Origin of the sequence: Serratia sp. 2880STDY5682894, assembly GCF_001537385.1 — a bacterium.
In the GTDB taxonomy this organism is placed as follows: domain Bacteria; phylum Pseudomonadota; class Gammaproteobacteria; order Enterobacterales; family Enterobacteriaceae; genus Serratia; species Serratia nevei.
Genome location: NZ_FCJA01000005.1, coordinates 75,475 through 97,326 on the forward strand (window position 1 = coordinate 75,475; position 21,852 = coordinate 97,326).

At 60.6% G+C, this 21,852-nt stretch carries 24 protein-coding genes; 11 read left to right on the forward strand and 13 right to left on the reverse strand.

The features are described from left to right. The first annotated feature begins 53 nt into the window (after positions 1-53). On the forward strand, positions 54-416 hold the full coding sequence (gene yacL, locus AWX27_RS12995; RefSeq protein ID WP_004937507.1) for a protein YacL: 363 nt from the start codon (positions 54-56) through the stop codon (positions 414-416). Positions 417-448: 32 nt separating this feature from the next. On the opposite strand, the gene speD is transcribed toward yacL, so the two are convergent. The 3 genes from speD to AWX27_RS13010 all read right to left on the reverse strand — a co-directional run bounded on the left by speD (position 449) and on the right by AWX27_RS13010 (position 2,606). Further along, a complete protein-coding gene (gene speD, locus AWX27_RS13000) occupies positions 449-1,243 on the reverse strand; it encodes an adenosylmethionine decarboxylase (RefSeq protein WP_049200100.1) in 795 nt (264 codons plus the stop codon). A 27-nt stretch (positions 1,244-1,270) separates the two neighbouring features. Beyond that, entirely contained in the window at positions 1,271-2,134 is an 864-nt protein-coding gene (gene speE / locus AWX27_RS13005) for a polyamine aminopropyltransferase (RefSeq protein ID WP_060422682.1), read from the reverse strand. Positions 2,135-2,258: 124 nt separating this feature from the next. Then, a complete protein-coding gene (locus AWX27_RS13010; protein ID WP_004937515.1) occupies positions 2,259-2,606 on the reverse strand; it encodes a YacC family pilotin-like protein in 348 nt (115 codons plus the stop codon). Between the two features lie 218 nt (positions 2,607-2,824). On the opposite strand from AWX27_RS13010, the gene cueO reads away from it, so the two are divergent. The 4 genes from cueO to hpt all read left to right on the forward strand — a co-directional run bounded on the left by cueO (position 2,825) and on the right by hpt (position 5,730). After that, complete coding sequence (gene cueO / locus AWX27_RS13015) at positions 2,825-4,525, forward strand: multicopper oxidase CueO (protein ID WP_060422685.1); 1,701 nt, start codon at positions 2,825-2,827, stop codon at positions 4,523-4,525. A 105-nt stretch (positions 4,526-4,630) separates the two neighbouring features. Continuing rightward, a complete protein-coding gene (locus tag AWX27_RS13020; RefSeq protein ID WP_049200097.1) occupies positions 4,631-4,822 on the forward strand; it encodes a type II toxin-antitoxin system RelB family antitoxin in 192 nt (63 codons plus the stop codon). Between the two features lie 5 nt (positions 4,823-4,827). Beyond that, entirely contained in the window at positions 4,828-5,103 is a 276-nt protein-coding gene (locus AWX27_RS24565; RefSeq protein ID WP_049208401.1) for a type II toxin-antitoxin system RelE/ParE family toxin, read from the forward strand. A 90-nt stretch (positions 5,104-5,193) separates the two neighbouring features. Continuing rightward, entirely contained in the window at positions 5,194-5,730 is a 537-nt protein-coding gene (gene hpt / locus AWX27_RS13025; protein WP_048234659.1) for a hypoxanthine phosphoribosyltransferase, read from the forward strand. Between the two features lie 37 nt (positions 5,731-5,767). Here the strand turns inward: hpt and can are convergent, their stop codons facing one another. Further along, complete coding sequence (gene can / locus AWX27_RS13030) at positions 5,768-6,424, reverse strand: carbonate dehydratase (protein ID WP_049200096.1); 657 nt, start codon at positions 6,422-6,424, stop codon at positions 5,768-5,770. 210 nt (positions 6,425-6,634) lie between these two features. On the opposite strand from can, the gene AWX27_RS13035 reads away from it, so the two are divergent. The 3 genes from AWX27_RS13035 to AWX27_RS13045 all read left to right on the forward strand — a co-directional run bounded on the left by AWX27_RS13035 (position 6,635) and on the right by AWX27_RS13045 (position 9,783). After that, positions 6,635-7,558, forward strand: coding sequence for an ABC transporter ATP-binding protein (locus tag AWX27_RS13035; RefSeq protein ID WP_033644695.1), 924 nt, complete (start codon positions 6,635-6,637; stop codon positions 7,556-7,558). Then, on the forward strand, positions 7,555-8,325 hold the full coding sequence (locus AWX27_RS13040) for an ABC transporter permease (RefSeq protein WP_004937535.1): 771 nt from the start codon (positions 7,555-7,557) through the stop codon (positions 8,323-8,325). The genes AWX27_RS13035 and AWX27_RS13040 overlap by 4 nt, the downstream gene beginning before the upstream one ends. A gap of 177 nt (positions 8,326-8,502) precedes the next feature. Next, positions 8,503-9,783 carry a polysaccharide deacetylase family protein gene (locus tag AWX27_RS13045; RefSeq protein ID WP_055311947.1) on the forward strand — a complete coding sequence of 427 codons (1,281 nt, stop codon included), beginning with the start codon at positions 8,503-8,505 and terminating at the stop codon, positions 9,781-9,783. Positions 9,784-9,817: 34 nt separating this feature from the next. Here AWX27_RS13045 and panD read toward each other — a convergent pair whose 3' ends face one another. The 3 genes from panD to panB all read right to left on the reverse strand — a co-directional run bounded on the left by panD (position 9,818) and on the right by panB (position 12,016). After that, a complete protein-coding gene (gene panD, locus AWX27_RS13050) occupies positions 9,818-10,198 on the reverse strand; it encodes an aspartate 1-decarboxylase (RefSeq protein ID WP_004937544.1) in 381 nt (126 codons plus the stop codon). 145 nt (positions 10,199-10,343) lie between these two features. Beyond that, positions 10,344-11,198 (reverse strand): pantoate--beta-alanine ligase, encoded by an 855-nt coding sequence (gene panC / locus AWX27_RS13055; protein WP_049200094.1) that lies wholly within the window; start codon positions 11,196-11,198, stop codon positions 10,344-10,346. Between the two features lie 23 nt (positions 11,199-11,221). After that, positions 11,222-12,016 (reverse strand): 3-methyl-2-oxobutanoate hydroxymethyltransferase, encoded by a 795-nt coding sequence (gene panB / locus AWX27_RS13060; RefSeq protein WP_004937548.1) that lies wholly within the window; start codon positions 12,014-12,016, stop codon positions 11,222-11,224. 166 nt (positions 12,017-12,182) lie between these two features. Here panB and qseB point away from each other — a divergent pair, with 166 nt between their 5' ends. Together qseB and qseC are read left to right on the forward strand one after the other, a co-directional pair. Next, a complete protein-coding gene (gene qseB, locus AWX27_RS13065; RefSeq protein ID WP_004937550.1) occupies positions 12,183-12,845 on the forward strand; it encodes a quorum sensing response regulator transcription factor QseB in 663 nt (220 codons plus the stop codon). Beyond that, on the forward strand, positions 12,842-14,200 hold the full coding sequence (qseC, locus tag AWX27_RS13070) for a quorum sensing histidine kinase QseC (protein WP_038872422.1): 1,359 nt from the start codon (positions 12,842-12,844) through the stop codon (positions 14,198-14,200). The genes qseB and qseC overlap by 4 nt, the downstream gene beginning before the upstream one ends. Positions 14,201-14,205: 5 nt before the next feature. Here the strand turns inward: qseC and folK are convergent, their stop codons facing one another. From folK to thpR, 6 genes are all read right to left on the reverse strand, one after another. After that, positions 14,206-14,706, reverse strand: coding sequence for a 2-amino-4-hydroxy-6-hydroxymethyldihydropteridine diphosphokinase (gene folK, locus AWX27_RS13075; protein WP_019456064.1), 501 nt, complete (start codon positions 14,704-14,706; stop codon positions 14,206-14,208). Next, complete coding sequence (gene pcnB, locus AWX27_RS13080; RefSeq protein ID WP_071591451.1) at positions 14,706-16,253, reverse strand: polynucleotide adenylyltransferase PcnB; 1,548 nt, start codon at positions 16,251-16,253, stop codon at positions 14,706-14,708. The genes folK and pcnB overlap by 1 nt, the downstream gene beginning before the upstream one ends. Before the next feature lie 61 nt (positions 16,254-16,314). Continuing rightward, a complete protein-coding gene (gene gluQRS, locus AWX27_RS13085; protein ID WP_047729869.1) occupies positions 16,315-17,226 on the reverse strand; it encodes a tRNA glutamyl-Q(34) synthetase GluQRS in 912 nt (303 codons plus the stop codon). Positions 17,227-17,298: 72 nt separating this feature from the next. Next, positions 17,299-17,754, reverse strand: coding sequence for an RNA polymerase-binding protein DksA (gene dksA, locus AWX27_RS13090; protein ID WP_004937569.1), 456 nt, complete (start codon positions 17,752-17,754; stop codon positions 17,299-17,301). Positions 17,755-17,937: 183 nt separating this feature from the next. Beyond that, the gene (gene sfsA / locus AWX27_RS13095; RefSeq protein ID WP_004937572.1) at positions 17,938-18,645 is read right to left on the reverse strand and encodes a DNA/RNA nuclease SfsA; all 708 of its coding nucleotides are present in this window, start codon (positions 18,643-18,645) and stop codon (positions 17,938-17,940) included. After that, on the reverse strand, positions 18,642-19,184 hold the full coding sequence (thpR, locus tag AWX27_RS13100) for an RNA 2',3'-cyclic phosphodiesterase (protein WP_060422688.1): 543 nt from the start codon (positions 19,182-19,184) through the stop codon (positions 18,642-18,644). The genes sfsA and thpR overlap by 4 nt, the downstream gene beginning before the upstream one ends. A gap of 188 nt (positions 19,185-19,372) precedes the next feature. Here thpR and hrpB point away from each other — a divergent pair, with 188 nt between their 5' ends. Then, positions 19,373-21,811, forward strand: coding sequence for an ATP-dependent helicase HrpB (gene hrpB, locus AWX27_RS13105; protein ID WP_195892968.1), 2,439 nt, complete (start codon positions 19,373-19,375; stop codon positions 21,809-21,811). The last annotated feature ends 41 nt before the right edge of the window (positions 21,812-21,852 follow it).

Sequence of the window (21,852 nt, forward strand, 5' to 3'; positions counted from 1 at the left end):
GTTAGCAATCAATTTATGTTTACACTAAGAAAAAGGGCTCAGGAGGGCATGCTATGGATTACGAATTTCTGCGTGACGTTACCGGTCAGGTGATCGTCAGATTTTCGATGGGGCATGAAGCGATTGGCCACTGGATCAACGAAGAAGTCAAAGGCGATTTCAACCTGCTGGACCGCATAGAAGCCGGTGCGGCCGAGGTCAAAGGCAGCGAGCGTCAATGGCAGCTGGAAGGCCATGAATATACGCTGTTGATGGATGGTGAAGAAGTGATGATCCGCGCCAATCAGCTGGAGTTCGAAGGCGATGAAATGGAAGAGGGGATGAACTACTACGACGAAGAAAGCCTCTCATTCTGCGGCGTTGAGGATTTCCTGCTGGTGTTGAAGGCCTACCGTTCTTTCATGCTGAAATACTAAGCATCAGGGCGCGGCGTGCCGCGCCCTTTCCATCACAGAGGCGGGATATTGCGGCCGTAATAGATTTCCTGCATCTCTTTCCATAACAGATCGGTGATCTGTTTGCGTTCGACGGCGCTCAGCGCTTCTGGTGCCGCGTTGAACAGGTAATGCTTCAGATCGAAATCCTTCAACAACATCTTGGTATGGAAGATATTTTCCTGGTAAACGTTCACGTCCATCATGTGGTACAGCGCCTTGATGTCTTCCGACATAAAGTTCTGGATCGAATTGATCTCATGATCGATGTAATGTTTCACGCCGTTCACGTCGCGGGTGAAACCGCGCACGCGATAGTCCATGGTGACGATGTCGGATTCCAGCTGGTGAATTAAGTAGTTCAGCGCCTTGAGGGGCGAAATGACGCCGCAGGTCGAGACTTCGATATCGGCGCGAAAGGTGCACAGCCCGCCTTCCGGATGGCTTTCCGGGTAGGTGTGTACGCAGATGTGGCTCTTGTCCAGGTGCGCAACGACCGTGTTCGGCAGCGGGCCGGGGTGTTCCGACGTATCGACGTCTTTCGGATCGATCGGCTCTTCGCTGACCAGGATGGTGACGCTGGCGCCCTGCGGCTCGTAGTCCTGACGTGCGATGTTCAGAATATTGGCGCCGATGATTGAGCAGGTCTCGCTCAGGATCTCGGTCAGCCGGTTGGCATTATATTGTTCGTCAATGTAGGCGATATAGCCGTCGCGATCGTCCGCGGTCTTGGCGTAACAAATATCGTAAATACAAAAACTCAGGCTCTTGGTCAGGTTGTTGAAGCCGTGCAGTTTTAGCTTATGCAATTTGGGCCACCTCCTTTATCTTCTCGCTTAACGTGTTACGTTCAGGGCATTGAGCAAATATTGCGGCAGGGCAAAGCTGCCGATGTGAATTGCCGGGTTGTAATAACGGCAGTGTAGACCGCTTTGGTTAAAGCGCTGTTGCAGAGTAGGCAGATCGAGCTGGCGCAGCGCCGGGTTCTGGTTCGCCCAGGCAAAGGTCATGATGCCGCCGTAATAGGTTGGGATCGCTGCCTGATAGAAGCTGACGTCGCTAAAGTAGCCGCTCAGTTTGGCGTGGCTGTTGACCGCTTCGTCCTGCTGCAGGAAACAGACGCCGTTTTGCGCGACGAAAATGCCGCCCTCATTCAGGCAGCGGGCGCAGCCTTCATAAAACGCCGAGGTGAACAGGCTTTCGCCGGGGCCGATCGGATCGGTGCAGTCGGAGATGATCACATCGAAGGTTTCGTCGGTTTGGTTCACGAAGTTGACGCCGTCGTCGATCACCAGCTTGAAGCGCGGATCGTCATAGGCGCCGGCGCTGTGGTTGGGCAGGTATTGGCGGCAGAACTCGACGACGCCGGCGTCGATTTCGACCATGGTGATCTGCTCCACGCCAGGGTGCCGGCTGACTTCGCGCAGCATGCCGCCGTCGCCGCCGCCGATGATCAGCACTTTCTTCGCCGCGCCGTGCGCCAGCAGCGGCACGTGGGTCAGCATTTCGTGATAGATGAACTCGTCACGCTCGGTGGTTTGCACCACGCCGTCGAGCGCCATCACGCGCCCCAGCACCGGGTTCTCGAAGATCACCAGATCCTGATGATCGGTCTTCTCGCGGTACAGCACTTTCTCTACCGAGAAGTACTGGCCGAAGCCCGTATGCAGCGTTTCGTACCAAATTTCTTTCTGGGTCATGTGCGGGATACTCCGTAATAACAGCCATGAAAAATCGGCGCAACATCATAGCTAACTCTGCCTGGCGATGCACGGTTGAATTTCAGACAGAGAGAGCGTTAGGCGGGCGGGAGAAGGGGGGAAATTAGTTGGCGTAGGCCAGCAGGCTCAAAGAGTCGCGCGCCAGCGATTTGCATTTTTTAGGCGTTGGAATGGCGATGCCGCTGAGATCGCGGTAGCTGTCTTCGCCCAGCGCCTTCATATTGAAGCTGTTGTAGTTGCTCAAATCCCAGCGGTTTTGTTGCGCGAAATAGACGATGGCGCGTTTGATTTGCGCATTTGGCAAATCGTTGTAGCCGCAATCATTTTTCAAATAAATAAATACCGCCGTCAGATCGGCCAGATCTTCCGCCTCGGATTCATTCAGCGCCAGACTGGCGTTGGAGAAGCCCAGCATCGCCAGCAACAGCATCGATAACGTTGTTTTTTTCATCATGAAATAGGCCTGTTTGTCGTTTGCAGACGTTACCACACTTGCCTGTAAAGGCACCAAATTTTATTGCCGCTGGGCGCGGCCTCGCGTTCGTCAATGGCGCTCTCTTGATTGTGAGGCATAGCTTAAAATACCGCCAGGAAAGGCTTGACCTTCCGCCAGGGGGAAGGTTTAGGCTGGCGGCATTGAGTTATGTCACTGAGAAAAGGGAGTCAGCGATGTTACGCCGTGATTTTATTAAATTAACCGCCGCGCTGGGCGCCGCGAGCGCATTGCCGTTATGGAGCCGGGCCGCCTGGGCGGCCGATCGGCCGGCCCTGCCGGTACCGCCGCTGTTGACGCCGGACGCGCAGGGAAAGATTGCGCTGGCGCTGCAGGCGGGGGAAACCCGCTGGTTGCCCGGCGCCGCCACCAAAACCTGGGGATTCAACGGCGCGCTGCTCGGGCCGGCGGTGAAGCTGCAGCGTGGCCAGCCGGTAACGGTTGATATCAAAAACAGCCTGGCGGAGGCCAGCACCGTCCACTGGCACGGCCTGGAGATTCCCGGCGACGTCGATGGCGGCCCGCAGGCATTGATTCATCCCGGCGCGACGCGCACGGTGAATTTCACCGTCGATCAACCGGCGGCCACCTGCTGGTTCCACCCGCATACGCACGGTAAAACCGGCAGCCAGGTCATGATGGGGCTGGCGGGGCTGGTGCTGCTGGAAGACGAAGAGAGCGCCAAACTGCCGCTGCCGAAAACCTGGGGACAGGATGATATTCCGGTGATCCTGCAGGATAAGCGGCTGGGCAAAGACGCGCAGATCGAATACCGCCTGGACGTGATGAGTGCGGCGGTGGGCTGGTTTGGCGACCGCATGTTCACCAACGGCGCGCAGTATCCACAACATCTGGCGCCGCGCGGTTGGCTGCGCCTGCGTTTCCTCAACGGCTGCAACGCCCGCTCGCTGAATCTGGCGGCCAGTGACAACCGCCCGCTGTATGTCATTGCCAGCGACGGCGGTTTCCTGGCGGAGCCGGTGAAACTGACCGAGCTGCCGATGCTGATGGGCGAACGCTTTGAAGTGTTGGTCGATGCCTCGGATGGGAAAGCGTTCGATATCGTGACGCTGCCGGTGAAGCAGATGGGCATGACGCTGGCGCCGTTCGATCAAGCGCTGCCGGTGTTGCGCATTCAGCCGTCGCTGGCGCAGGGCATCAAAACCATGCCGGACAGCCTGGTGAAGCTGCCGACGTTGCCTGCCACCACCGGCATCCAGGAGCGTTGGCTGCAGCTGATGATGGATCCGCAGCTGGATATGCTCGGTATGCAGGCGCTGATGGATCGCTATGGTCACCAGGCGATGGCCGGCATGAGCATGAATCATGGCGCGACGGGCGGCGCAGATATGAAAGCCATGGAGAAGGGCGGCATGCAGAGCATGGACCATGGCAACATGAAAGGCATGGAGAAGGGCGGCATGCAGGGCATGGACCATGGCAACATGGGCAACATGAAGGGCATGGATCATGGCAATATGGCCGGGATGGATCACGGTGGCGCGCAGGGCAAAGCCAAACCGTTCGATTTCAGCCACGGCAACATGATCAACGGCAAGGCCTTCGATATGACCAAGCCGATGTTCGCCGCCAAACGGGGCCAGTATGAAAAGTGGACCATTTCCGGTGAGGGCGACATGATGTTGCACCCGTTCCACATTCACGGTACCCAGTTCCGCATCTTGTCGGAAAACGGCAAACCGCCGGCGGCGCATCGCAGCGGCTGGAAGGACACGGTGCGCGTCGAAGGATGGCGCAGTGAAGTGCTGGTGCGTTTTGACCATCCGGCCAGCAGCGAACATGCGTACATGGCCCACTGCCACCTGTTGGAACATGAAGATACCGGCATGATGATGGGCTTCACCGTCGCCGATTGATGGCGGCCCGGTGCTCCGGTGGTGGCGCGCTCGCGTCGCCACCGCTTGGTTCAATGAAAGGAAGCCGTTATACTGATTAAAATATCAGCTGTTGAGGAGTGCGTCATGCCGACAAAATTGGATCCCATCGTTTCTGAGTTTGAGACTCAAGAGCAGGCTGATAGCTACGATCGTTGGTTCAGAAGCACCGTGGAATCTTCCATCAATAGCGACTCCCCCCGTATTCCCCATGACGAAGTCATGGCCGGCGCTCGTCACATTATCGAGCAGGCGAAAGCCAAAAGAAAATCGGCCTGACCCTTATGTTAACCGTCAAATGGACTGACGAAGCAAAAACGGGTTTATATACGCTGCTGGCTTTTATCGCTGAGCGAAATCCACTTGCCGCAGAGGCTTTGTTGCAACGCATTGAAGAGTCGGTTATCCCGTTAGCGGAACATCCTTATCTATTCAGGCCAGGCAGGGTGAACGGGACTCGTGAAATGGTTGTTCATCCTAATTACATTGTGGTTTACCGCGTGCTGGCTGCACATATTGAAATAGTGAGTGTCCTGCACGCTCGTCAGGAATACCCTTAATAAAGAAAACTCCCCTGTCCGGGAGAGAGGCAAGTCGTAACGGCCTATGCTAAACTCTGCGCCTTTCTTCCGGCAACTGACCTGAATACTATGAAACACACTGTAGACGTAATGATTTCCGAGCAGGAAGTTAAGACCCGTATCGCCGAACTTGGCCGCCAGATCACCGAACATTACCGCGACAGCGGCAGCGACATGGTGCTGGTTGGGCTGCTGCGCGGCTCCTTCATGTTCATGGCCGATCTCTGCCGCGCGATCGACGTGCCGCACGAAGTCGACTTTATGACTGCCTCCAGCTACGGCAGCGGCATGTCCACCACCCGCGACGTGAAGATCCTCAAGGATCTGGACGAAGACATTCGCGGCAAAGACGTACTGATCGTGGAAGACATCATCGATTCCGGCAACACGCTGAACAAAGTGCGCGAGATTTTGGCGCTGCGCGGGCCGAAATCGCTGGCGATTTGCACCTTGCTGGACAAGCCTGAGCGCCGTGAAGTGCAGGTGCCGGTCGAATATGTCGGCTTCTCGATCCCGGATGAGTTCGTGGTGGGGTATGGCATCGACTACGCCCAGCGCTACCGTCACCTGCCGTACGTCGGCAAAGTGGTGCTGCTGGACGAGTAATTGATGTGGGGCGCGGCCTGCCGCGCCCGCGGCGGGGTTAGATGCCTTTATCCTGCTTCAGTTTGGCTATCGCTTTGCGGTAGCCCATCTCCAGGCTCTCGCGGCTGGTTGCCAGCACTTCCATATCGCGCAGACGGCCGTCCTGAATGCCGTATACCCAACCGTGGATCATCACCTTCTGGCCGCGCTTCCAGGCGGACTGCATGATGGTGGAGTGGCCCAGGTTGTACACCTGCTCAATGACGTTGATCTTGCACAGCATGTCGAAACGCTGCTCCGGCGGCAGTTCGCCCAGCAGCGAGCTGTGCTTGTACCACAGATCGCGAATGTGCAGCAGCCAGTTGTCGATCAACCCCAGCTCCGGGTTTTCCACCGCCGCCTGCACGCCGCCGCAGCCCAGGTGGCCGCAGATGATGATGTGTTCGACTTCCAGCACATCTACCGCATACTGCACCACCGACAGGCAGTTAAGATCGGTATGGATAACGAGGTTCGCCACGTTGCGATGGACGAACAGTTCACCCGGCTCGAGGCCGGTCAAGCGTTCGGCGGGAACGCGGCTGTCAGAGCAACCAATCCATAAGAAACGGGGCTTTTGCGCCTGGGCTAAACGTTCAAAAAATTCCGGGTCTTCCTGACTGATATTGGCCGACCAGGCATGGTTGTTGGCGATAAGCTCTTCGATTTCTTTCATGGAGGTTATTGACTCGTAACGAACAGATTGCGTTGGGGTAATATAGGGTAAGCGTCACAATTTGGAAATCGGAACAGTGGTGCAACCTCATTTTCCGCACGGATTCGACTCAGTGGAAACGTCGCCGATGCTAGGATTATCGTTATTGTTTCAAGCCTCGCAGACAGGGGCGCGGCGGCATACTCATCGTCATAAGGTACTATTTTACATATGAATTATGCACTGGAATTAGCGCAGCTGACCAAGACTTACGCCGGTGGCGTCAAGGCGCTGCGCGGCATCGACCTGAGCGTCGAGGCGGGGGACTTTTATGCCCTTTTGGGGCCAAACGGCGCCGGTAAATCCACCACCATCGGCATCATCAGCTCGCTGGTGAACAAAACCGCCGGCAGCGTGCGGGTGTTCGGTTACGACATCGATAAAGACATCGTCAACGCCAAGCGCCAGCTCGGCCTGGTGCCGCAGGAGTTCAACTTCAACCCGTTCGAGACCGTGTTGCAGATCGTGGTGAACCAGGCGGGTTACTACGGCGTCACGCGGCGTGAAGCGATGGCGCGCGCCGAAAAATACCTCAACCAGCTGGATCTGTGGGGCAAGCGCAACGAGCGCGCCCGCATGCTGTCCGGCGGCATGAAGCGCCGCCTGATGATCGCCCGCGCGTTGATGCATCAGCCGAAGCTGCTGATCCTCGATGAGCCGACCGCCGGGGTGGATATCGAGCTGCGCCGTTCGATGTGGGGCTTCCTGAAAGAGCTGAATGCCCAGGGCACCACCATTATCCTTACCACCCACTATCTGGAAGAGGCGGAGATGCTGTGCCGCAACATCGGTATCATCCAGAACGGGGAGCTGGTGGAAAACACCTCGATGAAGGGGCTGCTGGCCAAGCTGAAGTCGGAAACCTTTATTCTCGATCTGGCGGCGAAGAGCCCGCTGCCGAAGCTGGACGGTTATCGCAGCCGCCTGACGGATACCTCCACGCTGGAAGTGGAGGTGATGCGCGAGCAGGGGCTGAACGGTTTATTCGCCCAGCTGAGCGCACAGGGCGTGCAGGTGCTGAGCATGCGCAATAAGGCGAACCGCCTGGAAGAGTTGTTTGTCACCCTGGTTAACGGCAATGGAGAAAAAGCATGACGCGTTTGTATTGGGTGGCCTTGCAGAGCATCTGGGCCAAAGAGGTGAACCGCTTCGCGCGCATCTGGATCCAGACCCTGGTGCCGCCGGTGATCACCATGACGCTGTATTTCATCATCTTCGGCAATCTGATCGGCTCGCGCATCGGCGATATGCACGGCTTCAGCTACATGCAGTTCATCGTGCCCGGCCTTATCATGATGGCGGTGATCACCAACTCTTACGCCAACGTAGCCTCGTCGTTCTTCAGCGCCAAGTTCCAGCGCAACATTGAAGAACTGCTGGTGGCGCCGGTGCCGACCCACGTGGTGATCGCCGGCTATGTCGGCGGCGGCGTGGCGCGCGGCATCTGCGTCGGCGTGCTGGTGACCATCATCTCGCTGTTCTTCGTACCGCTGCAGGTACACGCCTGGTGGGTGATTGCGCTGACGCTGTTGTTGACGGCGATCCTGTTCTCGCTGGCGGGGCTGATCAACGCGGTGTTCGCCACCACCTTCGACGACATCAGCCTGATCCCGACCTTCGTCCTGACGCCGCTGACCTACCTGGGCGGGGTGTTTTACTCGCTGTCGCTGCTGCCGCCATTCTGGCAGGCGGTGTCCAAGCTGAACCCCATCGTCTATATGATCAGCGGGTTCCGCTACGGTTTCCTCGGCATCAACGATGTGCCGCTGGCGTTCACCATGGCGGTGCTGGTGGCGTTTATCGCGGTGTTTTACCTGCTGTCCTGGTACCTGATCGAGCGCGGCCGCGGCCTGCGCAGCTGATCGTATCGCGCCCCCGCTTTCCCGGCGGGGGCGCTTTTCTTGATTTGGCGCAGGCGGCGCGTAAATCAATAGAATTGCTCAGATAACCGCTAGTTCCCCGCTGTTCAAATCGTGCTATGCTGGCGCTCCACATTTCCTTCACTTTTGTCATTACGCACTCGTAAGCAGAACATCATCATGCGGCCTCAATACAAGTTAGCGGCTGGGTTACTCGGCATTCTGATGTCGTTGGTTTCCCCTGTGAGCCTGGCGAATCTGCTGTCGGAAGACAGCGCGGTTAAATCTGAATACATGGAAGCGCAGCGCGACAGCGAAGTCTATGCGTTGGTGGGCGAGCATGTGATCCCGGTCGGGGAAGTGAAGCGCGGGCAGCTGATCCAGGTGTTCCCGGCGGATGCGGAATACTACGAATTCAAATTCGGGCACGGCACCGGCTTTATCGATAAAGACGACGTGCGTGAGCTGAAGAAGTCGCGCAAGGTGCAAGACGATCTGGGCGAGCTGAACAAACCGCTGACCAACCAGAACCTGATCACCCAAAAAACGATCGACGTTTACACCGCGGCGGACAAGGACAGCGAGGTCTTCGGCACGCTGGAAGGCAACCTGCGCTATCCGATCATCGGCAAGCTGAAGGACCGGCTGAACAACACCTGGTACGAGGTCAACATCGGCGATCGGCTGGGGTTCGTCAGTGAGTTGGACTGCGAAATCGATAACGGCATCCCGGTGCTGACTTACCACCACCTGCTGAAAAACGAAGAGAACAAACGCTTCCGCCACACCTCGACCACCACCTCTGACGTGGCGTTCAGCAACCAGATGACCTACCTGAAGCAGGCGGGTTACGACACCATTTCGCTGTATCAGCTGGAAGCCTACCTGAAGAACCAGATCAACCTGCCGGGCAAGGCGATCGTGCTGACCTTCGACGACGGGCTGAAGTCGGTTTATCGCTACGCTTACCCGGTGCTGAAGGATTACGGTTTCCGCGCGACGGCGTTCATCATCTCTTCGCGCATCAAACGCCACCCGCAGAAATGGAACCCGGACTCGCTGCAGTTTATGAGCGTCTCGGAGCTGAAGCAGATTCAGGACGTGTTCGACGTGCAGTCGCACACCCACTTCCTGCACCGCACCGACGGCAATCGCCAGCCGATTTTGCTGAGCCGTTCGCTGCACAATATCGAGTTCGATTTTGAGCGCTCGCGCCGCGCGCTGTCGCAGTTCAACCCGCATGTGCTGTATCTGTCCTACCCGTTCGGCGGCTATAACCAGCGGGCGATCCAGGCGGCGCAGGATGCCGGTTTCCATCTGGCGGTGACCACGGTGCAGGGCAAGGTGAAACCGGGGGATAACCCCTATACGCTGAAGCGGCTGTATATTCTGCGCACCGACTCGATCCAGACCATGGCGGATCGGATAGCCAACAAGCCGGGCACGGTGGTGGTGCAGTAAGGGAGAACGGGCGCGTAAGGCGCCCGTTTTAGTGTCAGGCGACCTGAACCGGCACGGCTTTCGCCTTACGCTGCAGGTTGTTGTCACCTTCGAAATAGGCGACTTTCGGGTGGTGTTGGCGGGCGTCGGCGTCGGTCATTTGCACATAGGAGCAGATGATCAGCTTGTCGCCCACGCAGGCGCAGCGCGCGGCGGCGCCGTTGACCGAAATGATGCGCGAACCGCGCTCGGCGGCGATGGCGTAGGTGGAGAAGCGCTGGCCGTTATCCACGTTGTAAATATCGATCGCTTCATATTCCAGAATGCCGGCGGCCTCCAGGAAATCCTGGTCAATGGCGCAGGACCCTTCATAGTGCAAGTCAGCCTGAGTGACTTTGACGCGATGCAGCTTGCCTTGCAGCATAGTACGTATCATAGCTTTACCTAACTGAATATCGGCCTTCACAGGCGCTGGGGTTGAACATCTCTCCTGCATCCCTGCAATCTCTATCGTCACCGATTGCCCCGCCGTTGTCTACCAATGGCCTGGGTTTCAGGGTGACGACAGTATAAAAAATGGCTTACAGCGTCAGGTCGACCTGCTGATTGTCGATAAGACGCGCCTTGCCCAGCCAGGCGGCCATCAGCACCACCGCCCGCTGGCTGTCCACCGTCAGCGGCTGCAGGCTGTCGGCGTCGCGAATAAACAGCTCATCCGGCGTAAAGCCGGCGGCGCGCAGCTGCTCGGCGGTCTGCTCCAGCAGCTCTTCGACATGGCGTTCGCCATTAGCCAACTGCTGCGCCAGCGCGTTCATGATCTTGCTCAGCTGCGGAGCGATCTTGCGCTCTTCGGCGGTCAGGTAGCCGTTGCGCGAGCTGAGGGCCAGGCCGTCTTTGGCGCGCACGGTCGGCACGCCGACGATGTCGATGTCGTAACCCATGTCCGCCACCATTTTGCGGATCAGCGCCAGCTGTTGGTAATCCTTCTCGCCGAAGCAGGCTAAATCAGGCTGCACCAGGTTGAACAGCTTGCTGACGATGGTGGAAACGCCGCGGAAGTGGCCCGGCCGGCTTGCGCCTTCCAGGATGCTGGAGATGCCTGGTACGTCGACGTAAGTCTGCTGCTCCAGCCCCTGCGGATAGACCGCGGCCGGGGCCGGCGCGAACACCAGATCGACGCCGCGGCGGGTCAGCTTCTCGCTGTCTTCCTGCAGCGTGCGCGGGTAGCGCGCCAGATCGTCCGGCCGATCGAACTGCATCGGGTTGACGAAGATGCTCACCACCACCACGTCGGCGCGCGCGCGCGCTTCATCGACCAGCGTCATATGGCCGTCGTGCAGGTTGCCCATGGTCGGCACCAGCGCGATGCGTTTGCCTTCCTGGCGCCAGCGGCGGATCTGCTGACGCAGCATCGGCAGGGTTTCGATAATAATCATTGGGTGACTCCTGGAACCATCGCTTAGTTAAAAGAGTGTTCAGCCGCCGGGTAGAGGCCTTGCTCCACTTCCTGAATGTAGTGCTGCACCGCCGTGCGGATATCGCCGCTCTGCGCCAGGAAGTTCTTGGCGAACTTCGGCGTGTGGCCGCCGGTGATGCCGAAGGCGTCGTGCATCACCAGGATCTGGCCGTCGGTGCCGTTGCCGGCGCCGATGCCGATGACCGGAATGGACAACGCTTCGGTGATCTGGCGCGCCAGCTCGGTCGGCACGCATTCCAGCACCAGCAGCTGAATGCCGGCCAGTTCCAGATTCTGTGCGTCCTGCAACAGCTGTTTGGCGGCCAGTTCGTCGCGTCCTTGTACCTTATAGCCGCCGAACACGTTGACCGACTGCGGCGTCAGGCCCAGGTGGCCGCACACCGGTACCGCGCGCTCGGCGAGCATTTTCACCGTGTCGCACAGCCAGCTGCCGCCTTCCAGTTTCACCATGTTGGCGCCGGCGCGCATCAGCTCGGCGGCGTTGGCGAAGGTCTGTTCCGGGGTGGCGTAACTCATGAACGGCAGATCGGCCAACAGCAGGCAGGCCGGCGCGCCGCGGCGCACAGCGCGAGTGTGGTAGGCCACGTCGGCGACGGTGACCGGCAGCGTGGAGTCGTGGCCCTGCAGCGTCATGCCCAGCGAATCGCCCACCAACAGGACTTTGATGCCTTGCTCTTCAAACAGTTTGGCAAAGCTGGCATCGTAGGCGGTAAGGGTAGCAAACTTGCGCTGCTCCTGTTTCCACTGGCGCAAGTGGGTCACGGTGGTGGGTTTCATCACAACGTCTCCTGAAACGGGCCGTGCGGCGTACGCAGGCCCAGACTGCAAAAAAGTGCAGTCATTCTACTGTAACCCGATCGGGGTGGGTAGCGCGGATCGCCATGCTTAAGCGGTTCTTAAGAACCTTGTGGTGCAATGGCGCCAAGACTCAAAAGGGATACTCATGCGAATTTTGCTGATCGAAGATGACAAACTGATCGGGGACGGCATCAAGGCCGGGCTGACCAAACTCGGCTTCAATCTGGACTGGTTCACCGACGGCGCCGTCGGCAAAAATGCGCTGGACAGTGCGCCGTACGACGCGGTGATCCTCGATCTCAGCCTGCCGGGCCTCGATGGCCTGGATCTGCTGCGCCAGTGGCGCCAGGCCGGGCAGGACGTGCCGGTCCTGATCCTCACCGCCCGAGACGCGCTGGAGCAGCGGGTCAGCGGGCTGCAAAGCGGTGCCGACGATTATCTGTGCAAGCCTTTCGCGCTGGCCGAAGTGGCGGCGCGCCTGCAGGCGCTGATCCGCCGTCGCCACGGCCAACTGATGCCGCAGCTGACGCACGGCAACGTGGTGTTCGACAGCGCCACCCGCAGCGTGAGCTGCAACGGCGAGCCGGTGACGCTGACGCCGCGCGAATTGGCGGTGCTGGAACTGTTTCTGCACAACAAGGGGCGGGTGCTGGCGCGGCCGTTGATTCAGGAGAAGCTGTACAACTGGGATGACGAGGTGAGCAGCAACGCGGTGGAGGTACATATTCACCACCTGCGGCGCAAGCTGGGCAACGGCTTCATCCGTACCATCCACGGCGTGGGTTACACGCTGGGGGATGCGCCGTGAAGCGTCTCAGCCTGCGGTTGCGCCTGATCCTGATCTTCAGCCTGCTGGCGCTGCTGACCTGGAGCACCGCCAGCGTGGTGGCCTGGGTGATGTCGCGCAACACCATCAACGAAGTGTTCGACACCCAACAGATGCTGTTCGCCAAACGGCTGGCGACCGCCAACCTCGGCGATCTGCTGGCCGATGAAAGTGCGCGCAGCCTGCCGAAAACCAAAAAGCTGGTGCACCACGGCAAACGCGGCGAGCAGGACGACGACGCGCTGGCGTTCGCCATCTTCGATCGCCAAGGCAAGATGCTGCTCAACGACGGCGAGAACGGCGCCGACTTCCTGTTTGACGGGGAGCGTGAAGGTTTTACCGACGGCGAGCGCAAAGGCGATGACGACAGTTGGCGCCTGGTGTGGTTGACCAGCCCGGACGGGCGCTACCGCATCGTGGTCGGCCAGGAGTGGGATTACCGGCGCGATATGGCGCTGGGCATGGTGACCGGCCAACTGGTGCCCTGGCTGGCGACGCTACCGGTGCTGATGCTGCTGATCGCGCTGATGGTCGGGCGCGAGCTACGGCCGCTGCGCACTGTGGCGGCCGGTTTGCGCCGGCGTGCACCCGATGACGCGACGCCGCTGGACGCGCGCCAGGTGCCGACCGAGGTGCGCCCGCTGGTGGATGCGCTCAATGCGCTGTTCGCCCGCATCAACGCTCTGCTGGTGCGGGAGCGGCGCTTCACCTCCGATGCCGCGCACGAGTTGCGCAGCCCGCTGGCGGCGCTGCGGGTGCAGACCGAAGTGGTGCAACTGGCGGGGGACGATGCGCCGATGCGCGAGCACGCGCTGGACAATCTGACGCTCGGCATCGATCGCGCGACCCGGCTGGTGGATCAACTGCTGACGCTGTCGCGGCTGGATTCGCTGTCGGATCTGGCCGAACTGGCGCCGATCGACTGGAACGATCTGGTGACGATGACCCTGGCGGAGCAGGATCGGCAGGCCCATGCGGCGGGCGTGACGCTGCGCTATGAACATCGGGGAACGCCGCCGCCGCGTCAGGGGGAAACCTTGCTGCTGTCGCTGCTATTGCGCAACCTGCTGGATAACGCGGTGCGCTACACCCCGCAGGGCGGCGTCGTCACCGTGACGCTGAGCGAACGCTCGCTGACGGTGGAGGACGACGGTCCGGGGGTCACCACGGAACATCTGGCGCGGCTCGGAGAACGCTTCTATCGCCCGCCGGGGCAGGAGCAAACCGGCAGCGGGCTGGGGCTCTCGATCGTGCAGCGTATCGCCGGCTTGCATGGTCTACAGGTCAGTTTCGCCAATCGTCCGGCGGGGGGATTTGTTGCGCGGTTGGCGCTGTAGGTGGGTCAGGACTTGGGTTTTGGCTGATGCCACAGCGCCATGCCGTTTTCCGGCACGCGCTTGAGGCAGCTGGCGAGCGGCTCGCCATCGGGGAAAATCAGGTCGGGGGCGATTTCCGCCAGCGGGTAGAGCATGAATTCGCGCTCTTTCAGGCCGTAATGCGGCACCGTCAGGCGCTCGGTATGGATCACCTTGTCGCCGTACAGCATGATGTCCAGATCGAGCGTGCGCGGCCCCCAGCGTTCATCCTTGCGCACACGCCCCTGATTGCGTTCTATCGCCTGGGTATGGTCGAGCAGCTGTTCGGGCGGCAACAGGGTATCCAGCGCCACCACCGCGTTGAGAAAGTCCGGCTGGTTTTGCGGCCCCAGCGGCTTGGTGCGGTAAAACGAAGAACAGGTGACCAGCCGGGTGCGCGGGAGATGCTCCAGCGCCTCCAGTGCGGCTTTAACCTGTTGCAGCGGCTGCGCCAGGTTGCTGCCCAGCGCGATATAAACGCGGATCATTATGCCCCTTCTTTACGCGGTGCCCGGCGGCGAGGGCGGCGTTGACGCGCGCGGCGCGGCGCCGGATCGTCCCCCAGGGTGCTCAGCATGGCTTTCTGCCGCGCCGGCGTGGCGTCCTGGAATTCGCCCCACCACTCGGCCAGACGCAGCATCTCCTGATTGTCTTCCACTTCCGCACGCAGCGCCAGCAGATCATAGGCGGCGCGGAATTTCGGGTGCTCCATCAGCTTGTGCGCGCGTTTGCCCTGGCGGCGGGACAGGCGCAGCTGCAGCTGCCAGATATCACGCACCAGCGTGGTGATGCGTTTCGGGATGGCCAGCGAACGGCACTGCTCGTCGAGTACGTCGTTCATCGCCAGCGCGAAGGCGTCGTAGTAGGCCAGGCCGCTTTCCTGCGCCAGCTTCTGCGCATGCTCCAGCAGCGGGTACCACAGCATGGCGGCAAACAGGAAGGCCGGGTTGACGCGCATGTCGTTCTGCAGACGGTGATCGGTGTTCTTCAGCACCTGCACCAGAATGCGCTCCATCGGCGTATCGTGGTTCGGCGTGAAGTTGCGGGCGATCAGCGGGAACAGCGGTTGGAACAGCTGATATTCGCACAGCTTCAGGTAGGTCTGGAAACCGTAACCCGCCTGCAGCAGCTTGAGGGATTCTTCGAACAGGCGCGCCGGCGGGATCTCATGCAGCAGCGAGGCCAGGCGCGGGATCGGCTCGGCGGTTTCTTCGCTGATGCGCATATCCAGCTTGGCGGCGAAGCGCACCGCGCGCAGCATGCGCACCGGATCTTCGCGGTAGCGGGTTTCCGGATCGCCAATCAGGCGAATCACGCCCTGTTTCAGGTCGTTCAGGCCGCCGACGTAATCGCGCAGGGTGAAATCCGCCACGCCGTAGTACAGGCTGTTGATGGTGAAATCACGGCGCTGGGCATCTTCCTCGATCGAGCCGAAGATGTTGTCGCGCAGCAGCATGCCGTTTTGCGCCTGCTGGGACGAGTTCTTGTCGGATTCCTGATTTTGTTCGTGGTGGCCGCGGAAAGTGGCCACTTCGATGATCTCCGGCCCGAACATCACGTGCGCCAAGCGGAAGCGGCGGCCGACCAGGCGGCAGTTGCGGAACAGCTTGCGCACTTGCTCCGGCGTAGCGTTAGTGGTGATGTCGAAGTCTTTCGGCTTTTTGCCGAGCAACAGATCGCGCACGCCGCCGCCGACCAGATAGGCTTCGTAGCCGGACTTGTTCAGGCGGTAAAGCACTTTCAGCGCATTTTCGCTGATGTCTTTGCGGGAGATCGAGTGCTGTTCGCGCGGGATCACGGTCATCGAGTCGTTGCTCTCGGCGATAGGAAAAGGCGGACGCTTGCGCGGCGTTGAGCGGCGGGCAGGGGCGTTGCTGCCGTTATCGGCGGCGCGCGGCTGCGGCGCAGGGCGGCTTGGCGCCGCAGCACGCTCTTCGCGGACTACGTTTTTATCGCCGGCCGCCGCGTCGTCGCGGGGCAGCTTGTCATCGCGGGTCAGTACCTTACGACAGAAGTTGGCTACTCGGGTAAAAATGGTACACCTCGATAGTGACTGATAAAAATGGAGCTAACAAAAAATAGCGGCTAATCATAGCTCACCATGGCTCCTTTGAGAATGCCGGCGTGTTTTCATCCAGAGGGATAGCCTCCTGACGCGGCACGTTTTCCAACCGCCAATGTGCGACCGCCCAGCTCAATAATAATGGCAGGTCAAGATCTTGCCAGCTTTCCGGCAGCGGTTGGCGCAGAAATTTCAGCGCGGCGATCAGCACCGGGCGCGGATCGCCGGCGGGCAACGCCGGCGCATGGTTTTGCTTCGACAGCTTAATGCCGTTGGCGCCCAGCGCCAGCGGCAGATGCACATAGGCGGGCACCGGCGCCTGCAGCTGGCGGTAGAGGGCGATTTGGCGCACCGTCGGCTCGATCAGATCGGCACCGCGCACAATCTCGGTCACGCCCTGAAAATGGTCGTCGATCACCACCGCCAGGTTGTAGGCGAACAGCCCGTCGCGGCGGCGAATGATAAAGTCTTCCCCCGCCAGCGCCGGATCGGCGTGCAATTCTCCCTGCAGGCGATCGTGGAACCCGTAAACGGGCGCGGTCTGGCGTAAGCGGATGGCGGCACCCTGCGGGCCGAGCTGCAAATCGCGGCAGTGGCCGTCGTACAACCCGCCGATCTGCTGGATGCGGCTGCGGGTGCAGGTGCAGTAATAGCTGAGCCCCTGGCGCTGCAACAGATCCAGCGCGGCGCGATAGGCGTCGTGACGTTGGGATTGATAGATGACCTGGCCGTCCCAGTGGAGACCATAATGTTCCAGCGCGGACAGGATGCGAGCGGCGGCGCCGGGGACTTCGCGCGGCGGGTCGATATCTTCGATGCGAACCAGCCACTGCCCGCGTTGGGCGCGAGCCTGAAGGTAGCTTCCCAGAGCGGCAATCAGCGAACCGAAATGCAGATCCCCGGAAGGCGATGGGGCAAAGCGCCCCACATAATGACTTTCTTGCATATCAGAGGGGGGAGGTTCCCTTTTCTCTGTGCGGCGCACGCAGGTGCGCACGCCGCAGCGGTAACAACGGTATTAGCCGGCCATCTGCTTTTCGCGGATCTCAGCCAGCGTCTTGCAGTCGATGCACAGATCGGCGGTCGGACGCGCTTCGAGGCGACGAATGCCGATCTCCACGCCGCAAGATTCGCAGTAGCCGAAATCATCGTCTTCCACTTTCTTCAGCGTTTTCTCGATCTTTTTGATCAGTTTGCGTTCACGGTCACGGTTACGCAGTTCAAGGCTGAACTCTTCTTCCTGGGTAGCACGGTCGGCCGGATCAGGGAAGTTGGCTGCCTCTTCTTGCATATGCGATACAGTACGGTCCACTTCGTCCCTGAGCTGGTTGCGCCACGCTTCAAGAATGCGCTTGAAATGCGACAACTGGGCGTCGTTCATGTACTCTTCGCCCGGCTTCTCTTGGTACGGCTCCACCCCAGCGATGGCGAGAATGCTCAAGGACGAGGTTTTACGGTTTTGCCCTTCTTGCATGTTGCTTCTCCTACATACACACGCACTATCGAATCCCCAATGCGGGGGAAAAACAGGCCGCTATAAATAACAGAAGGAAGGTAGGTTGGCAATTATTCCTGTCGCCCGCTTGACAATCGTGTGAAGGAGGGCGTATTTGGCGATCGTGCTGGCCGGTTGTCTATTTATAGGGACCCGACTGCGCTAATCGATAAAAAACGGCAGCTTATCGCAGAGATAAATACCGTCAGGTGATAACTTTGCCCCGTAACAAACCACTTCCACTCCCAACTGCCGGACCTGTGCCAACAGCGCCGCATAGCGCTCATCTATATGATGTGCCGGTGCGACCTGCTCAATACCGCTGTGTAACACGGCAAAGAACAACACCGCCCGTTGCCCGCTTTCAACCACGCTGAGCAACTCACGCAGGTGCTTTTGCCCTCTGAGCGTTACCGCATCAGGAAAGTAACCACGTTGTTGTTGCAGTAATGTGACTGACTTAACTTCAATATAGCAGTTAACCCGATTTTCTGCCTGTAATAACAAATCGATACGGCTGTTTTCACCGCCGTATTTCACTTCGCCGCTGATTTTACTGTAACCGGATAATTCATTGATTAAATTGTGTTCAATTGCCTCGCGCACCAGCGCGTTGGCGCGCAGGGTATTGACGCAGATCCAGTGCCCCTGTTGGGTATGGGTCAACTCCCAGCTGTGGGCGTATTTGCGCTTGGGGTTATCCGAGGTGGAGTACCAAACGGTATCGCCGGGTGTGGCGCAGCCGGTCATGGCGCCGGTATTGGCGCAGTGCAGCGTAAAGGTTTCCCCTTCCGGGGTGATCACGTCCGCCAGAAAGCGTTTGTAACGTTTGATCAGCGTGGCGGAACGCAGCGGTGGAGAGAAAATCATGCGGATGCCTGCTTGGCCAACGGCCACTGTTCGAGGTGTTGATAGCGGGTGCGGCCGTTTTCGAACACCGACTCATATAAGGAAAAGGCGTCGGCGCTGAACGCCCAGCCCGGCGTCGCCGGCGGGATCGCCACCGGCTGGGTGGCGGCGCGCAACAGCGTGATGTGCGGATGGAACGGCAGCGCGCTTTGATGGCAGCCGTTGCGGGCGGCCTGCGAACGCAGCAGCTCGGCCAGCTGCAGCAGCCCGCGCGGCGCGCGGCGGGTGCCGAGCCAGACCACGCCAGGGCGCGGCCAATGGCCGAGATCGTCGAGCCGCATGCTGAAGCCGGGTTGCACGATGCGCCCGGCCAGTTTGCGCAGCGCCAGCTCTTTCTGCGCGGTGACCTCGCCGAGAAACGCCAGCGTCAGGTGCAAATTAGCCGCCGCCACCGGTCGGCCGGCCTCCGGCGCAAACGCCTCGGCGCGCCAGCGGATCACCTGCTGTTGCAGGGCATCAGGCAAGGACAGGGCGAAAAACAGGCGGCGCGAATTGGACATGGGGGCTCGGTAAATAATGACAAATCCGTCGGGACAGACATGGATGCGGCTTGCAACGGTCTCGCGCGAAGCGGGACGCATGGACGAGGTCCGTACTATAGCTAACGCCGCCGCAGTTTGAAAGGCTACGGGGACAAAGCTAATGCTACACTGTACGCCGTTTAACGTTAACCACCACGGAGAGTTCAGTGTCTTCATTGCCCGTCAGCGCGGTGCTTGATGAGTTGCTGGCTGCGTTGCAGTCCGCTCCTCAGGTGCTGTTGCACGCCCCGACCGGCGCCGGTAAATCCACCTGGCTGCCGCTGCAGATCCTGGCTAAGGCCGGGTTGCCGGGGCGCATTATCATGCTGGAGCCGCGGCGGCTGGCGGCGAAAAACGTCGCCTATCGCCTGGCGCAGCAACTGGGGGAGGAGCCCGGCCAGACCGTGGGCTACCGCATGCGCGCCGAAAGTAAAAGCGGGCCGCAAACCCGGCTGGAAGTGGTGACGGAAGGCATTCTCACCCGCATGCTGCAGCAGGACGCCGAACTGCAGGGCGTGTCGCTGGTGATCCTCGATGAGTTCCACGAACGCAGCCTGCAGGCCGATCTGGCGCTGGCGCTGCTGCTCGACGTGCAGCAAGGGCTGCGCGACGATCTGAAACTGCTGATCATGTCGGCCACCCTGGACAACGCTCGCCTGTCGCAGCTGCTGCCGGAAGCGCCGGTGGTGGTGTCCGAGGGGCGCAGCTTCCCGGTTGAGCGTCTGTATCAGCCGTTGGCCAGCCATCAGCGGCTGGAAGATGGCGTAGCGGCGGCGGTGAAGCGGTTGCTGGCCGAACAGCCGGGATCTTTGCTGCTGTTCCTGCCGGGCGTAGCGGAGATCAATCGGGTGCTGGAGCGATTGACCGGCGAGGTGGCGAGCGATACCGATCTTTGCCCGCTGTATGGCGCGCTGCCTTTGGCGCAGCAGCAAAAGGCGATCCAACCGGCGGCGTCTGGCCGCCGCAAGGTGGTGCTGGCGACCAACATCGCCGAAACCAGCCTGACGATCGAGGGCATTCGGCTGGTGGTGGACAGCGGCCTGGAGCGCGTGGCGCGCTACGACGTGCGCAACGGTTTGACGCGGCTGGCGACGCAGCGCATCAGTCAGGCGTCGATGGTGCAGCGCGCCGGACGCGCCGGGCGCCTGGAGCCGGGCATTTGCTGGCATCTGTTCGCCAAAGAACAGGCGGAGCGCGCGGCGGAACACGCCGAACCGGACATTTTACAGAGCGATCTCACCGGCTTCTGGCTCGAACTGCTGCAGTGGGGATGCCATGATCCGGCGCAGCTGACCTGGCTGGATGCGCCTCCGGCGGCGGCATTGGCGGCGGCCAGGGTGTTGCTGCACCGGCTGGGGGCCACGGATGACGGCGGCAAACTTACCGCCCCGGGGCGCCAGATGGCCGCGCTGGGGTGCGAGCCGCGGCTGGCGGCGATGCTGGTCGCCGGCGCGGCGCTGAGTGCCGACGGCCTGGCGACGGCGGCGTTGCTGGCGGCATTGCTGGAAGAACCGCCGCGCGGCGGGCAGATGGATATCGGCTACTGGCTGAGCCGCCCGCAACCGAACTGGCGGCAGCGCGCCGCGCAGTTGGCCAAACGCCTGCCGCAACGTGCGGGGCAAATCGACGTCGATCTGGCGCCGCGCCTGTTGGCGCAGGCGTTTACCGATCGTATCGCCCAGCGCCGAGGCCAGGACGGCCGCTACCTGCTGGCCAACGGTCTGGGGGCGGCGATGAACCAGGACGAGGCGCTGTCGCGCGCACCCTGGCTCATCGTCCCCAGCCTGTTGCAGGGCCACAACAGCCCCGATGCGCGTATCCTGTTGGCGTTGCCGGTGGATATCGACGCGCTGGCGGCGCAGCTGCCGGCGATCGTCACACAGCGCACGGCGGTGGAGTGGGATGACGAGAAGGGCACGCTGCGCGCCTGGAAGCGCCAGCAGATCGGCCGTCTGACGCTGCGCGCCCAGCCGCTGGCCAAACCGGCGGATGAAGAGCTGCAGCAGGCGCTGCTCGATTGGGTGCGCGCACAGGGGCTGGCGGTGCTCAACTGGGAGGGCGCCGCCGAACAATTGCGGGTGCGCCTGCAGTGCGCGCAAGCCTGGCTGCCGGAGGCGGAATGGCCGGCGGTGGACGAAGAACCCCTGCTGGCGGCGCTGGAGCAGTGGCTGTTGCCGTCGCTGAACGGCGTGCGCGATTTGCGCGGTTTGAAGCAGGTCAACATCGCCGAGGCGCTGTCCCGTTTGCTGGATTGGCAGCAAAAGCAGCGGCTGGATAATGCGCTACCCACTCATTACACTGTGCCGACCGGCAGCCGCCTGCCGATCCGTTATGAGGCCGGCAAACCGCCGGCGCTGGCGGTGCGTTTACAGGAAGTGTTCGGCGAGCAGCGCAGCCCGATGTTGGCGGAGGGTCGCATCCCGGTGGTGCTTGAGTTACTCTCACCGGCGCACCGGCCGTTGCAAATCACCGGCGATCTGGCGGCCTTCTGGCAAGGCGCCTATCGCGAGGTGCAAAAAGAGATGAAGGGCCGCTACCCGAAACACGTTTGGCCGGACGATCCGGCCACGGCGGTACCGACGCGCCGAACGAAGAAATATCAGTAGGTCGCGATCATTTAAGGTTTGGAATTCAGATGTTTCTTCTG

What these genes read in the sequence shown, in the direction of transcription:
- dksA (WP_004937569.1), bottom strand. Translation starts at nt 17,754, where the DNA reads ATGCAAGAAGGGCAAAACCGTAAAACCTCGTCCTTGAGCATTCTCGCC.
- qseB (WP_004937550.1), top strand. Translation starts at nt 12,183, where the DNA reads ATGCGAATTTTGCTGATCGAAGATGACAAACTGATCGGGGACGGCATC.
- yacL (WP_004937507.1), top strand. Translation starts at nt 54, where the DNA reads ATGGATTACGAATTTCTGCGTGACGTTACCGGTCAGGTGATCGTCAGA.
- AWX27_RS13020 (WP_049200097.1), top strand. Translation starts at nt 4,631, where the DNA reads ATGCCGACAAAATTGGATCCCATCGTTTCTGAGTTTGAGACTCAAGAG.
- panB (WP_004937548.1), bottom strand. Translation starts at nt 12,016, where the DNA reads ATGAAACCCACCACCGTGACCCACTTGCGCCAGTGGAAACAGGAGCAG.
- AWX27_RS24565 (WP_049208401.1), top strand. Translation starts at nt 4,828, where the DNA reads ATGTTAACCGTCAAATGGACTGACGAAGCAAAAACGGGTTTATATACG.
- cueO (WP_060422685.1), top strand. Translation starts at nt 2,825, where the DNA reads ATGTTACGCCGTGATTTTATTAAATTAACCGCCGCGCTGGGCGCCGCG.
- sfsA (WP_004937572.1), bottom strand. Translation starts at nt 18,645, where the DNA reads ATGATTTTCTCTCCACCGCTGCGTTCCGCCACGCTGATCAAACGTTAC.
- AWX27_RS13010 (WP_004937515.1), bottom strand. Translation starts at nt 2,606, where the DNA reads ATGAAAAAAACAACGTTATCGATGCTGTTGCTGGCGATGCTGGGCTTC.
- can (WP_049200096.1), bottom strand. Translation starts at nt 6,424, where the DNA reads ATGAAAGAAATCGAAGAGCTTATCGCCAACAACCATGCCTGGTCGGCC.
- panC (WP_049200094.1), bottom strand. Translation starts at nt 11,198, where the DNA reads ATGATTATTATCGAAACCCTGCCGATGCTGCGTCAGCAGATCCGCCGC.
- hpt (WP_048234659.1), top strand. Translation starts at nt 5,194, where the DNA reads ATGAAACACACTGTAGACGTAATGATTTCCGAGCAGGAAGTTAAGACC.
- speE (WP_060422682.1), bottom strand. Translation starts at nt 2,134, where the DNA reads ATGACCCAGAAAGAAATTTGGTACGAAACGCTGCATACGGGCTTCGGC.
- panD (WP_004937544.1), bottom strand. Translation starts at nt 10,198, where the DNA reads ATGATACGTACTATGCTGCAAGGCAAGCTGCATCGCGTCAAAGTCACT.
- AWX27_RS13045 (WP_055311947.1), top strand. Translation starts at nt 8,503, where the DNA reads ATGCGGCCTCAATACAAGTTAGCGGCTGGGTTACTCGGCATTCTGATG.
- thpR (WP_060422688.1), bottom strand. Translation starts at nt 19,184, where the DNA reads ATGTCCAATTCGCGCCGCCTGTTTTTCGCCCTGTCCTTGCCTGATGCC.
- folK (WP_019456064.1), bottom strand. Translation starts at nt 14,706, where the DNA reads ATGATCCGCGTTTATATCGCGCTGGGCAGCAACCTGGCGCAGCCGCTG.
- gluQRS (WP_047729869.1), bottom strand. Translation starts at nt 17,226, where the DNA reads ATGCAAGAAAGTCATTATGTGGGGCGCTTTGCCCCATCGCCTTCCGGG.
- AWX27_RS13040 (WP_004937535.1), top strand. Translation starts at nt 7,555, where the DNA reads ATGACGCGTTTGTATTGGGTGGCCTTGCAGAGCATCTGGGCCAAAGAG.
- AWX27_RS13035 (WP_033644695.1), top strand. Translation starts at nt 6,635, where the DNA reads ATGAATTATGCACTGGAATTAGCGCAGCTGACCAAGACTTACGCCGGT.